This is a genomic window from Stenotrophomonas sp. 3diitr2024 (assembly GCF_042136455.1).
In the GTDB taxonomy this organism is placed as follows: domain Bacteria; phylum Pseudomonadota; class Gammaproteobacteria; order Xanthomonadales; family Xanthomonadaceae; genus Stenotrophomonas; species Stenotrophomonas sepilia.
This window is the reverse complement of record NZ_JBHHMJ010000426.1, coordinates 1-12783: the sequence shown is the minus strand read 5'-3', so window position 1 is coordinate 12783 and position 12783 is coordinate 1. Positions and strand designations below refer to the sequence as shown.

Here is a 12783-nt window from a genome sequence, read left to right as displayed (position 1 = left end):
GGGTCAGAACCCTTTCGCTGGCGAAAGGGTTCTGACCCCAGGATCAGCGCCGTCGCTCCAGCCACCACAGCAGCGATGCGCACAGCACGAACGCCAGCCACCACGGCCAGCGCGATCCCGGCACGGGTTGCATCAGCGACGCGGTTGCCGGGGAGCTGCCCGCCAGCGCCTGCGTGGTTGCATCGATCATTGCCTGCTGATGCAGCGCGGGCGCGTCCTTCGGGTCGAATGCATAGCGCCAGAGGGTAGCGTCGCCGTGCTGCAGGCGCTGCCAGCCCGCCTCGCGCGGCCACCAGCCCGCGCAGCGCAGGTCTGACGTCGCGCCATCGACGATCAGCGGCGTGCCTTCGCCGCGTGCGTTGAAGGCCTGCAGCGGCGCCTGCACGCCGCATAGCGCCTGCCGTTCGCCCGCCCAGCTGATCGGCTGTGGCGACCACAGCGCCTCACCGCTGCCCTGCGCCCGCGCCAGCGTGGCAACCACGCCGCTCCACAGTTCGCCGTGGCGGTCATCGCGGCCGGCCAGCACCCAGCGCCAGCTGTCGGTGATGGGCAGCAGGCCGATGCGGCCTTTGCCGGCAGCGCGCCAGCCACCGACAGCCTTGCCGGTGCGATCGTGCAGCAGCGCGTTGCTGCCAGGTACCTGCAGCGCCAGTGCTTCCAGTGTGGGCAGCGCGGCGTCGTACGAACTGCGGTCTGCCTCTTCGCCGTAGCCGGTCGGCAGCGTACCCGCGGCGAGCGGGCCACGTCGTGCGGCGAGGACCGCGCTCTCGCCGTCGCCGGGAAGTTCGAGGACCTGGCTGCTGCCATCCCCCCGCAGCGGCAGGCCCAGATCGTGCAGGCGTTGGCGCGCGCTGGCCGAAGGGGCGCCCGCACTGCGTACCAGCACGCCCAGTCCTTCGCGCAGCGCCTGCCGCACAGCGGCCAGCTGGGCGGCATTCAGTGCCACCAGGCTGCGCTCGTCCAGCAGCAGCAGATCGCTGCGCGCCAGCGACGCCGCGTCCAGCGGCAAGGCCCCGTCGCCAACGCTCAGGCCGGCACCGGTATCGGCCTGCACCTGCACGCGGATGCCGGCATCGGCTGCCCAGCGGCGCAGGTACTTCAGTTCGGGGCCCGGCGCGCTGGCACGCACCTGCAGGCGCAACGGCGCCGCCGGCAGGGTCTGCTGCGGCACCGGTGCGCTGTCCACCACATGGCCGTCGGCATCGAGCAGGCGCAGCTGGAATACGCTGCGGCCTTCGGCGCGGGTGATGCCACTCAACTGAACGTGGCCGTCTTCGGCAACATCCGCGCGATCGACCACGCTGCCGGCCGGGTCGAGCAGTTCCGCCTTTGCCCTGGCAACGCCACGCGCCTGTGCCTGTACCTCGAAGCGTGCGCCGGGCGCGGCGTCGGCCGGTGGCTGCAAGGCGACCCAGCCGCGCGGCGTCGCTGTCGGCTGCCAACGTACGTCGCGTGGCAGTACTGCGTCGCGGTCACGCGCGACCAGGCCGGCACCAACCAGCGTCAGCGTGGAGGCCGGATGCTGCCGCAGCGCGGTGGCCAGGTCGGGTACGCGCTTTGCGCCGGGCACATCGGCAGCTTCCGGCAACAGCCACAGCGGACCTTCGCTGGCCGGGAACGCGCCGGCCCTGCTGGCATCGATTCCGAGCACAACCAACCCGCCTGCGGGTTGCTGGCGGGGGGGCGGCACCAGGCAGAAATACAGCAGCGTGGCGACGATGACCTGCAGCCCGATCACCCCCCAGCGGCGGCCACGGTGCGTGGTGTTGCCGCGCGACTGGCGAACGCTGGCGATCGCCACGATCACAGCGAGTGCCAGGGCGATCCACAGGTTCAGGCCGGAGGGGTTCATGGCTGCTCCTCCAATGCGTCCAGGTAGCGCTGGCCCATCGCATCGGCGGCACCGCGCCGCATCGCCTGCGGCAGTGGACGCTGCAGCGCCCGCCACAACTGAGCGCGCAGGCGCTGGCGGCAGTCGCGGCAACCGGGCTCGATGCGCAGCTGCTCGATGGCGGCAGCCAGATCCAGCGCATCGGGCAGGTAGGCGGCATTGCGCTGCTGCCAGGCAGCGAGTGCGTCGAGGTCGGGCGCGCTGGTGTCATCACCGAGGCGCTGCCAGGCTTCGATGATGGCCGGGTCGGGCGGCGTGCGTGCGGCCAGCGGCAGTTCGCGACTGGCCAGTCCGGTGCGATCGCCGCCCAGCCGACGGCCTTCATCGATCGGTGGCAGCTCTGGCCCGACCCGGGCCAGATAGATGCGTTCGGCCTGCTGCACCTGCTTGATGAAACCCAGCGCCTTGTAGGCAAATGGCAACGCCTGCTCTGGCCGGCCCTGGCGCAGCTCGCCTTCGGCCGACCACATCTGGTCCAGCGCGGCCTTCAGCGTGGCCCGGGTCTGCGGGTCGAGCAGGGTCGCGGCCTCGGCATGGTCATGGGTGTGGCCGTATTCGGAGAGCACATCGGTGGCGCTGCCGAACACCGGTGGCGAATCGGCATTGGACGCCTTGCCGCCGTGATCGTGGCCATGCTCATCGTGTGCCCCGGCCTCGGTGCCATGGTCGTGCTCGTGCTCGTCGTCGTGGCTGCCTGCAGCTGGCGCATCGCTGGTGGGCAGGCCGCTGGTCGGCGGCGGCTTCGGTGCGCCTTCGCTTTCCTCACCCAGGAACTGGCCGTAGCGCAGGCGCAGGATGCGCTGGTCGACACCGATCGCATCGCTGCGCTTCACGAAGTCCTCGGCAGTGAGGCTGCGTCGCTGCCGGATCAGCGCTTCGGCATCGATGATGATCTGCCGCTGGCTGCGGAAGTAGGCCGGCAGCGTCTTCTTGATGCGGCCTTCCAGTTCGGCACCGAGTGCAACCTCGGCGCTGGGCAGGCGCAGGATCACGCTGCTGCTGCGCCCGGCCTGCGGTGTTGGCGCGTGGTTGTCGCGTACTTCCAGCTGGGCGATGACATCGCTGCCGGGCTGCGCGCCCAGCGCAGCCAGGTCGAGGGTGTACGCGAAACGCCGTGCAGTCGCTTCGCCGCTGCCGGTGAGGCCGACACTGCGGCGAACGAAGGTGATGTTCTCGCCGCTGCCCTGGGTAATGGTGATCGATAGCGTTGCCTGCGTGGCCACGGCGTAGTCATCGCTGGCTTCGAAGCGCAACGACCACTGGCGTTGCCCGGGCGTGCCCAGCACCAGGGTCGCGGCGGGCTCCAGCACGCGCACGCTGGGCGCACGATCAGCGACCACATCCAGGCGATGCAGGTGGGTCTGGGCCAGTGCAGGTTCGCTCACCACGCGGTACAGCACAGGCACGCGCGCCACATCCTGAGCCAGCCACTGCCCATCCTGCTCGCTCAGCGGCAGCCGGCGGCCGTCGTGGAACTGAAGCCATGCCTTGTCCGGCGCGCGATCGAAGCGCAACGACCACGACAGCCGGCTGTCCGCGGCGACCTTGGCATCCAACGCATTCTGGGTGCGCGTGGCCTGGCCGGTATAGGCCGGTGCGTCGATCCGCAGGCGGGTGGACTGAAGGTGCAGCGGGCCGGCGGCAGCCGTGCTGACAGGCGCCGATGTGCGGGCCGGTGCGGAGCCGGGGCCGGAACGTGGCCAGCCGAATGCCAGCGCAGTGATCGCCAGGCCTGCGACCCAGCTCAGGGCCAACGCCCTGCGCGGCCAGCGCGGACGCAGGTCCGGTGTCGCGCGCTCCAGCGTGGCCAGCACATGCGCGCGCTGGCGCTGCTGCAGCGGATTGAGCGTTGCCATATCGGCGAACAGCAGGTCGGCACTGTCCTCGCTGGCACCGCCGGCATCGAGCTGACGCTGCACCCACTGTGGGTCCAGCTGGCGGGCACGTGCGGTGGCGAGCGCTGCGCAGGCGAGCACGCTGACCGTGCCGACCACGCAGGCGATATCGAAGCCCGCCAGGCGCAGCGCCAGCGTCGTCGCGGCCAGCGCCCACGGCAGGCCCAGCAGCAGGGTAACGAGTGCACGGCGACGGCGTGCGCGTTGCCAGGCGTACTGCAGGGTGTTCATGCGGCCCCCCTGCGCCGGCGACTGCTGGCCACCCAGCGCTCCAGCGCGAACAGCACCACGATGACCAGCAGCAACCACGTGGCTGGCTCACGCGCTGGGGGCGCTATGGCGGGCAGTGCGGCCCGGCGTGGTGCCTGGTCCTGTGCATCGCCGAGGCGCGGTGACGCTGGCGGTTGCAGGGCCAGCAGCAGGGCACGCGGCAACTGCGGGTCGCGCAGCGCAGCGTTGCCTGAGGCATCCCAGTCGCTGGGTAGTGACAGCAGGACGCCGTGGCCGATGCGCTGCTGCCACAGCAGTGGTGTGCCGTCGGCGTTGCGCAGCAGGATGCCGGCGCCGCGAGCAGGCTTGCCGGCGCTCACTGCACGACCGCCGTCGCGCAGCCACGCCTGCCAGCTCGCCGGCAGTGCATCGCTGCGGCTCCATACGCCGATCTCGCCGCGTTCGGGCAGGGCATCGGCCGACAGAGGAGCGAGCGGCGCCTGCATGCCCCACGCGCGCTGCAGTGCGTTCACCCAGTGCTGGGCGGCGGCCGGCGCATCGCTGTGCACGCGCAGACGCGGCATCGTCGCGGCACTCGGTTGCGGAGTGGCCGGTATCGGTTGCGGCCGCCACTGCACTTCGCGCGACAGCTGCAGGCGGGCGCCATCCAGACCGGGCAGGGGATCGGGAACGTGCACGGTCAACGCGGTGCCGGCGGGCAGCTGTGCATCCAGCTCACGCAACAGGCTGGGCAGCGATGTGCTGGATGCCGGCGGTGCCTGATCGATGCTGGGGAAGCCGGGCGCCAGCCAGTGCCAGTTGCCCGCTTCGGCGGTGCCGCGCAGTGCGGTCGCGTCCAGTCCGGGAGCCACTACCGTCCAGGCAGTGGGGACCGGGGCAGGGCCGACCAACGCAGGGCGCGCCAGCAGCATGGCCAATGCGGCCAGCAGCAACAGGCGCACCAGCAGCAACGGCCAGTCATCGAAGCGGATGCGCTGGCGCGGGCGGATCTGTGCACGCAGCCAGCGCAGCGCGGCGAAATCCAGCGGCGTGTACGGATGACGCCGGGCCAGATGGATCAGCAGCGGCGGCAACCACGCAGCGAGCGCGGCCAGGCCCAACGGGAACAGCAGGGTCATGCACCGCCCCCACGACCGAACAGCACCTGCAGTGGATGATCCAGCGGCTGGTCGAGCCAGCCGGTGGCACTGGCGATGCCGCTGGCCTGCAGGCGCGACTGCAATGCGTTGCGTGCGTCGGCGAAGCGCTGCAGGTAATCGGCGCGGATCGCCGCGCCATCGCCCAGCAGTTCCTCGCCCGTTTCCGGATCGCGGAAGCGATGGCCGGCGTCGAACGGGAAATCGCGCTCGTCGGCGGTGAGGATCTGCAGCAGTGCCACTTCACGGCGTGCGCTGGCCAGTTGCTCCAGCAGCACGATGCAGGCCGCGTCGAAGCCATCACCAATCGCCAGCAGCAGGTCGCCCGGACGCACACGCTCCCACAGCGGGCGCAGGCGATCGGCCACGGGCCAGCCGCCGCGTGCCTGAAGAGCATGCAGTTGCAGATGCACGCGGTCACGCTGGCGTGCGCCGTTCGCTGCGGGCACCAACTGCAGTCCATCGCCATTGATCGCCAGCAGGCCGAAACGGTCGCCCTGCTGCAGCGCCAGTTCCACCACGCAGGCGGCCACGCCGCGCATGTGATCCAGGCGCGTGCGCTGCGGTGCCGCGCGATCGGCCTGGCCGGCCGAGGCGGTGGCATCGAGCAACAGCCAGACCGTGATCGGGCTTTCGCGTTCGGATTCGCGCACGAAGAAGCGGTCCGAACGCGCGTACAGCTTCCAGTCGATCTGGCGCAGCTCGTCGCCCGGTTCGTAGGCCCGGTACTGCGCGAACTCGAGGCCGGCACCGCGGCTGCGGCTGGCGTGCTGGCCGATGCCACTGGCGCCGCTGGCCAGGCGCGGCCGCAGCCGCAGCAGGCGCAGGCGCGCACGCAGTTCCGGAGGCAAGGTCAGCGGGGTACCGGCGTTCACGCGTGGCTCAACCCGGGAACGGCACGGCCTGCAGCAGGGCGGCGACCACGTCGTCGGCACGCTTCTGCTCGGCCTCGGCGGCGAACGACAGCAGCAGGCGATGGCGCATCACCGGTGCGGCCAGTGCCTGCACGTCCTCGCGGGTGGCGGCGAAGCGGCCCTGCAGCAGTGCGCGCGCTTTTGCCGCGAGCACCAGCGACTGGCCGGCGCGCGGACCGGCGCCCCACTTCACCCATTGGTTGATCGCCGCCGGGGCGCCTTCGCTTGGCCGGCTGGCGCGCACCAGGCGGGTGATCCAGGCCAGCACGTCGGGGCTGACATGCACCTGCCGCACAGCCGCCTGCAGGGCGATCACCGCCTCGGCATCCATCACTTTCGGCACCGCGTCGGTGGCACCGCCGGTGGTCTGTTCCAGGATCCGCCGCTCCTCGTCTTCGCTGGGGTAATCCACCAGCACGTGCAGCAGGAAGCGGTCCAGCTGTGCCTCTGGCAGCGGGTACGTGCCGGCCTGCTCGATCGGGTTCTGCGTGGCCAGCACGAAGAACGGAGCGGGCAGCGCGTAGGTGGTTCCGGCGTAGCTGACGGTGCGTTCCTGCATTGCCTCCAGCAGTGCGGCCTGGGTCTTGGGCGGGGTGCGGTTGAGTTCGTCGGCCAGCAGCAGGTGGGTGAAGATCGGGCCCTGCTGGAAGCGGAAATGGCGATGGCCGGTGCCATGGTCTTCCTCCAGCAGCTCGGTGCCGAGGATGTCACTGGGCATCAGGTCGGGGGTGAACTGCACACGCCCGAACTGCAGTTCCAATGCCTGGCCGAGCGAGCGTACCAGCAGGGTCTTGCCGAGCCCGGGCGCACCTTCCAGCAGGCAGTGGCCGCCGGCCAGCAGGCCGATCAGCAGCTGCTCGACCACGGTGTGCTGGCCCACCACCGCGCGTGCGAGCGCGGCGCGCAGTTCATCCAGCCGCGGCAGCAGGGAATCGAGGTCGGAGGAATTCATGGGCGTGCAGATCCTGTCAATTGTTCAACGCGTACATCACGATGTTGACGCCAAAGCGGGTGTTGTCTTCGGCCAGGAAGCGCTTGTTGCGCCAGTCGTAGTCCCACTCGCAGCCATAGTCCTTGTTGCTGTAGAGCAGGCCCAGCCGACCATCGACCTCGATGCCCTTCAGATAGTCGTGCACCAGGTCGTCGCCCCAGCCGTTGAGTTCGAAGCTGGTGGCGGGCGGACCGTCCGGGAAGCGGAAGAAACTGCGGTACAGCGCGTGGCTGTTGGGCAGTTTCTGCAATGCCTTCGGACCGAACAGGCGGCCCATCTGTGCTTCGAACGAGGTGGCGAACAGCCCGTCGATGTCATGGTTGCAGTCGTCGACGAAGACGAAGCCGCCATTGCGCACGTAGCGCACGAAGTTCTGCCGTTCGGCGGCGTTGAACTCCACCAGCGTGTGTCCGGCCAGGTAGCAGAACGGCGCTTCCAGCATGCGCGGGTCGGCCAGGGCCACCACGTGTTCCTGCGGGTCCACGCGCAGCGATGTGTAGTCGATCAGCGAGGTGATCAGGTTGGATGGCATGCGCGCGTCCACGTCCCAGTCACCGGAGTCGTACTGCAGGCGGGTGAACCAGAAGTCATAGCGCGAACTGCGCGGGCCTGCCTGTGCCCAGGCCGGCAGCGCCGCCGCCGAAGCGGCAGCGGCCAACCAGCGCAGGCAGGCCCGGCGATCCATCAGACCGCGTCGGACAGCGAGGTGAAGGTGAAATCGCGCAGCTTCATCGGCGGGATCATCATCACGTAGCTGGATTCATCACCGGCCACACGCACCGGCTTGCCCAGCTCTTCGATGTTGTTGAGCATGATCACCGGCGACTCGTTGAAGCGGAAGTTCTTCACCGGATGCTTGATCTGGCCGTTCTCGATGTAGAAGGTGCCGTCGCGGGTCAGGCCGGTCAGCAGCACGGTCTGCGGATCGACCATGCGGATGTACCAGGTACGCGTGACCAGGATGCCCTTCTGGGTGCCGCGCACCAGCTCGGCGGTGCTCTTGTCGCCACCGCTCATCAGCAGGTTGCCCGGCGAGGCCTTGGCGGTCTTGCCCTGCTTCTGCGCCCAGAAGCGCGAGTAGTCCAGATTGGCGATCCTGCCGTTCTCGATGATGGCCATGCGTTCGCGCGGCAGCCCTTCGTTGTCCCACGGCAGCACCGGTGCATCCGGATGCCACGGGTCGGCGATCATGGTCACGCGCGGGTCGTAGACCTGCTCGCCCAGCTTGTTGCCGCCGCCCTTCTTCGACAGGAAGCTGCGGCCTTCATCGGCCGAGCGTGCACTGAAGAAGTTCATCATGAAGCTGATCAGGCCTGCCGCTGCGGCCGGCTCCAGGATGACCGTGTACTTGCCCGGTTCCAGTGCCTTGGCTTCGGCCGATTCGGTGGCCTTGCGCATGGCGATGCGGATGTCCTGGTCAGCCTTGAAGTCCGCCGCGTCCTTCAGGTTGCGGCCGACCCAGCCCGAACCGCGGCCATCTTCGGTGCGCACAGTGCAGGTGTAATCGAAGTTGGTGGTGCGCTGGTAAGCGAAGTTGCCGTTGCTGTTGGCGGTGGCCTGGAAGCCCTGGCCGTCCTCCAGGAAGCCGGCGGCGACCAGGCCGTGGCCGCGGCACGGGGCGATCGAATCGGCAGCGACCTTGGCACGGAAGGCCGGATCGATCGCGGCGGTGGATTCGCTGAAGGTCGGGCTGGCGCGGTAGCTCTGCTTGCCGATGGCCGGCATGAACTCCGGGTTCTCCGGGGCCAGGCGGGCCAGGTCTTCGGCACGGCGTACCACGCGTTCCAGCGCGGCGTCGTCGAACTCGTTGATCGAGGCAGTGCCGACGCGCTTGCCGAAGGCGACGGTGACCGCCAGCTCGGTGTTGTCGACGATGCCACTGGTGGAGACATTGTTCAGCGCGAAACGGATGTTGCCGCTGATCGCGCCGGCCAGCACGGCGGTGCACTCGTCGGCCTTGGACAGGGCGATGACCTTGTCGAGGATGGCCTTGGCCTGGGCTTCGGTGAAGATACTCATGGTGTAAGGGCTCCTGACCGGTCAGCCGAGGCTGCGTGCGGTGTTGATGACGTTGATGCCGTTGAAGCGCGCGGTCGACGAACCGTGCGAGACCGCCGAGACCTGTCCCGGCTGGCCCTTGCCGTCGAAGAACGAACCGCCCAGGCGGTAGTCACGCTCGTCGGCCACGGCGGTACAGGCATTCCAGAACTCCGGCGTGCGGATCTGGTAGGCCACGTCTTCCAGCATGCGGGTGATCTGGCCGTTCTTGATCTCGTAGAACAGCTGGCCGCCGAACTGCGCGTTGTAGCGCTGCTGGTCGATCGAGAACGAACCGTCACCGATGATGTAGATGCCGTTCTCCACGTCCTTGATCAGGTCCGGCACGCTCAGCGGCTTCTTGCCCGGTGCCATCGACACGTTGGCCATGCGCTGGAACTGCACGCTGGACCACGAGTCGGCATAGCAGCAGCCGTCGGACTCGGTCTTGCCGAGGATGTGGGCCTGGTCGCGGATGGTCTGGTAGTCCACCAGCTTGCCGTTGCTGATCAGGTCCCAGCGCTTGCACTTCACGCCTTCGTCGTCGTATGCCACTGCGCCGAGGCTGCCTGGCTGGGTCTTGTCGGCGAAGATGTTGACCAGCTCGCTGCCATACTGGAAACGCTGTTCGCGCTTGTCCAGGGTGGCGAAGCTGGTGCCGGCGTAGTTGGCCTCGTAGCCGAGCACGCGGTCCAGTTCCAGCGGGTGGCCAATCGACTCGTGGATGGTCAGCCAGGTGTGCGACGGGTCGAGCACCAGGTCGTACTTGCCCGGCTTCACCGACGGCGCCTTCAGCTTTTCCTGCGCCTGCCGGGCGGCGGCGATGGCGTCTTCCTTCATGTCGTAGGAAGAACTGTAGTTGACCACGCCATTCGGGCTGACCACCTTGCCCGCGGCGGCGCCGTCCAGGTATTCGTAGCCCAGGCCCATCGGCGAGGACAGGCCCGATCGGGTGCGGAACTTGCCGCTGGCCTTGTCGATGGCGGTGACCGTCATCGGCGCCCAGATGCGGTGCACGTCCTGGTCGATGTAGGAACCGTCGGTGGAGGCGAAGTACTTCTGCTCGTTGACCAGGAACAGCATCGAGTTGACGAAGCTGGCACCGGCGCCCATTGCGGCGGCGTTGACGTCCAGCAGCAGGCCGACCTTGTCCTTGATCGGCACCTCCATCGCATTCTTGCGGATCGGCGTGCGCCAGCTCACCTCACCCACGCCCGGCGCCTTGGCCAGCTGCACCGGCGCGGTCTGCACGCCGGCATTGGCCTTGGCGATCGCCGCCGCCTGCTGCGCGGCCCTGGCCACGTCGGCGGTACCCAGTGCGTTGGTGGCGGCGAAGCCCCAGGCACCGTTGACGATCACGCGGATGCCGACGCCGGTGGACTCGGTGTTCACCACGTTCTGCACCTTGTCTTCGCGGGTGATCACGAACTGCCGCAGGTAGCGGCCGATACGCACGTCGCAGTAGGTGGCACCGGCGCTGCGTGCGGCCTGCAGAGCGGCGTCGGCCAGGCGCTTCTTCAACGCCGGGTCGAGGCTGGACTGCAGTTGCTCGGCGGCGATCACCTTGCCGAAGAAGGAGGGCACGATCAGCCCACCCGCGGTAAGCCCGGTCAGGGCCAGGAAGTCACGTCTTTGCAAGGCTGCTCTCCATGTCGAAGGATGGGTGGCTCAAGCGCCGAGACTGCGCGCGGTGTTGATGATGTTGATGCCGTTGAAGCGGGTGGTGGACGAACCGTGCGAGACCGCCGAGACCTGGCCGGGCTGGCCCTTGCCGTCGAAGAACGAACCGCCCAGGCGGAAGTCACGCTCATCGCAGATGGCGGTGCAGGCATTCCAGAATTCCGGCGTGCGGATCTGGTAGGCCGCATCCTCTACCATGCCGGCGATCTTTCCGTCCTTGATCTGGTAGTACAGCTGGCCGCCGAACTGCGCGTTGTAGCGCTGCTGGTCGATCGAATACGAACCGCGGCCGTGGATGTAGATGCCGTTCTCCACGTCCTTGATCATGTCCGCGACGCTGAGCGGTTGCTTGCCCGGCGCCAGCGAGACATTGGCCATGCGCTGGAACTGCACGCTGGACCAGGAATCGGCATAGCTGCAGCCATGCGATGCATCGCGGCCGAGGATGTGGGCTTCATCGCGGGTGGCCTGGTAGTCGACCAGGATGCCGTCTCGCACCAGGTCCCAGCGCTGGGTCTTTACGCCTTCGTCGTCGTAGCCGACCGCACCGAGGCTGCCGGGCTGGGTCTTGTCGGCGAAGAAGGTGACGATGTCGCTGCCCCAGCGGAAACCCGCATCGCGCTTGTCCAGCGTGGCGAAGCTGGTACCGGCGTAGTTGGCTTCGTAGCCGAGCACGCGGTCCAGCTCCAGCGGGTGGCCGACGTTCTCGTGAATGGTCAGGAACAGGTTGGACGGGTCCAGCACCAGGTCATACTTGCCGGGCTTCACCGACGGCGCCTTCAGTTTCTCGCGTGCGTGGCGGGCGGCCGCAATGGCGTCCTCGACCGGGTCGTAGGAATCGCGGTAGGCAGTGATGCCGCCGGGCAGCTGCACCTTGCCGCGCGCATCGCCATCGAGGAACTCATAGCCCATGCCCATCGGCGAGGACAGGCCGGCGCGGGTGCGGAATTTGCCGCTGGCCTTGTCGATGGCGGTGGCGGTGAACGGCAGCCAGATGCGGTGGATGTCCTGGTCGATGAACGAGCCGTCGCTGGACGCAAAGTACTTCTGCTCGTTGACCAGGAACAGGGTGGAATTGATGTAGTCGGCGCCCGCATTCAGCGCGGCGGCATTGAGGGCCAGCAGCAGCTCGACCTTGTCTTGGATCGGCACCGCCATCGCGTTCCTGCGGATGGGCGTCTGCCAGCGTACTTCACCGACGGACGGCGTGGGTGCCAGTTGCACCGGGCGGGTCTGGATGCTGGCGTTGGCGCGGGCGATTGCCGCCGCCTGCTCGACTGCCGCGCGCACGGCGGCCTCGGTCTGCTGATGGGTGGCAGCAAAGCCCCAGGCACCGTTGACGATCACCCGCACGCCCACGCCGGACGATTCTCGGTTGGTCACATTGCCGACCTGGTGCTCGCGGGTGATGACCGACTGGTTGAGGTAGCGGCCGATGCGCACATCGCAGTAGCTGGCCTTGGCCGTGCGTGCGGTGGCCAGCGCGACCTCGGCCAAGCGCCGGCGCTGGGCGGTATCGACCGGCGCCAGCAGCTGCTCGGCGGCGATGGCACGGGAATGCGGCAGCAGCAGGCCGGCCAGGCCCAGGCCGGAAAAAGCCAGGAACTCACGTCGTTGCACAGCGTTTCTCTCTCTCGCTTGCGTGCGGTCGGCAACGCGCCGGACCGATCACGTCAACTCCTCGACTTTCGCCAGCGCGGCGCAACCGGGCAAGTGACTGCAGTCATGGTTGGGGAGGGTTTCGGCAGGGCTCGCAGCCCCTGCACCTGCTTCAAGCCAGGGCAACGTCAACGTCAGAAGCGGGCATTCCGTGAGTGGGCGGGGCGGTGTCGGATTGCGGGGACGCCGTGAATCCGTCCATGGAGGCTTGGCAGCCGCATCCATCGCCTCGCTGGCCTTGAAGAAATCAGCATAGGCCTGCATCAGCGGGGCATGCTGGCTGCGCATCCCTTCACCACCATCGCGACGATAGTCCTCGCGGGTGAAATAGCCATCGGCGCGCTCGATC

Annotated in this window: 10 protein-coding genes; all 10 read right to left on the bottom strand. The window is 68.5% G+C overall.

All coding sequences use genetic code 11. The features are described 5' to 3' along the window. Positions 1 to 43: 43 nt before the first annotated feature. Positions 44 to 1852: a hypothetical protein gene (locus ABGA94_RS10620; protein WP_375367235.1), complete on the bottom strand. Its 1809-nt coding sequence runs from the start codon at positions 1850 to 1852 to the stop codon at positions 44 to 46. Beyond that, a complete protein-coding gene (locus ABGA94_RS10615) occupies positions 1849 to 4017 on the bottom strand; it encodes a hypothetical protein (RefSeq protein WP_375367234.1) in 2169 nt (722 codons plus the stop codon). Before ABGA94_RS10615 ends, ABGA94_RS10620 begins: the two co-directional genes overlap by 4 nt. After that, a complete protein-coding gene (locus tag ABGA94_RS10610; RefSeq protein WP_375367232.1) occupies positions 4014 to 5135 on the bottom strand; it encodes a BatA domain-containing protein in 1122 nt (373 codons plus the stop codon). The genes ABGA94_RS10615 and ABGA94_RS10610 overlap by 4 nt, the downstream gene beginning before the upstream one ends. After that, positions 5132 to 6028, bottom strand: coding sequence for a DUF58 domain-containing protein (locus ABGA94_RS10605; RefSeq protein WP_197598830.1), 897 nt, complete (start codon positions 6026 to 6028; stop codon positions 5132 to 5134). The genes ABGA94_RS10610 and ABGA94_RS10605 overlap by 4 nt, the downstream gene beginning before the upstream one ends. A 7-nt stretch (positions 6029 to 6035) precedes the next feature. Continuing rightward, positions 6036 to 7019, bottom strand: coding sequence for an AAA family ATPase (locus tag ABGA94_RS10600; protein WP_375367230.1), 984 nt, complete (start codon positions 7017 to 7019; stop codon positions 6036 to 6038). A gap of 16 nt (positions 7020 to 7035) precedes the next feature. Continuing rightward, entirely contained in the window at positions 7036 to 7743 is a 708-nt protein-coding gene (locus ABGA94_RS10595) for a DUF4159 domain-containing protein (RefSeq protein ID WP_005421001.1), read from the bottom strand. Beyond that, a complete protein-coding gene (locus ABGA94_RS10590; RefSeq protein WP_061479901.1) occupies positions 7743 to 9077 on the bottom strand; it encodes a TldD/PmbA family protein in 1335 nt (444 codons plus the stop codon). The genes ABGA94_RS10595 and ABGA94_RS10590 overlap by 1 nt, the downstream gene beginning before the upstream one ends. Before the next feature lie 21 nt (positions 9078 to 9098). Further along, positions 9099 to 10733, bottom strand: a complete 1635-nt coding sequence (locus ABGA94_RS10585) for a TldD/PmbA family protein (RefSeq protein WP_111127202.1) — start codon at positions 10731 to 10733, stop codon at positions 9099 to 9101. Positions 10734 to 10763: 30 nt separating this feature from the next. Beyond that, positions 10764 to 12395 (bottom strand): TldD/PmbA family protein, encoded by a 1632-nt coding sequence (locus tag ABGA94_RS10580; protein ID WP_162911601.1) that lies wholly within the window; start codon positions 12393 to 12395, stop codon positions 10764 to 10766. Positions 12396 to 12443: 48 nt separating this feature from the next. Further along, positions 12444 to 12783, bottom strand: a 340-nt coding sequence (locus ABGA94_RS10575; RefSeq protein WP_375367227.1) for a DUF3829 domain-containing protein, incomplete at its 5' end; no start/stop codon positions are given.

Bases quoted from the DNA above. Each gene is read 5' to 3' on its own strand.
- ABGA94_RS10600 (WP_375367230.1), bottom strand. From the start codon at position 7,019: ATGAATTCCTCCGACCTCGATTCCCTGCTGCCGCGGCTGGATGAACTG.
- ABGA94_RS10615 (WP_375367234.1), bottom strand. From the start codon at position 4,017: ATGAACACCCTGCAGTACGCCTGGCAACGCGCACGCCGTCGCCGTGCA.
- ABGA94_RS10590 (WP_061479901.1), bottom strand. From the start codon at position 9,077: ATGAGTATCTTCACCGAAGCCCAGGCCAAGGCCATCCTCGACAAGGTC.
- ABGA94_RS10595 (WP_005421001.1), bottom strand. From the start codon at position 7,743: ATGGATCGCCGGGCCTGCCTGCGCTGGTTGGCCGCTGCCGCTTCGGCG.
- ABGA94_RS10610 (WP_375367232.1), bottom strand. From the start codon at position 5,135: ATGACCCTGCTGTTCCCGTTGGGCCTGGCCGCGCTCGCTGCGTGGTTG.
- ABGA94_RS10620 (WP_375367235.1), bottom strand. From the start codon at position 1,852: ATGAACCCCTCCGGCCTGAACCTGTGGATCGCCCTGGCACTCGCTGTG.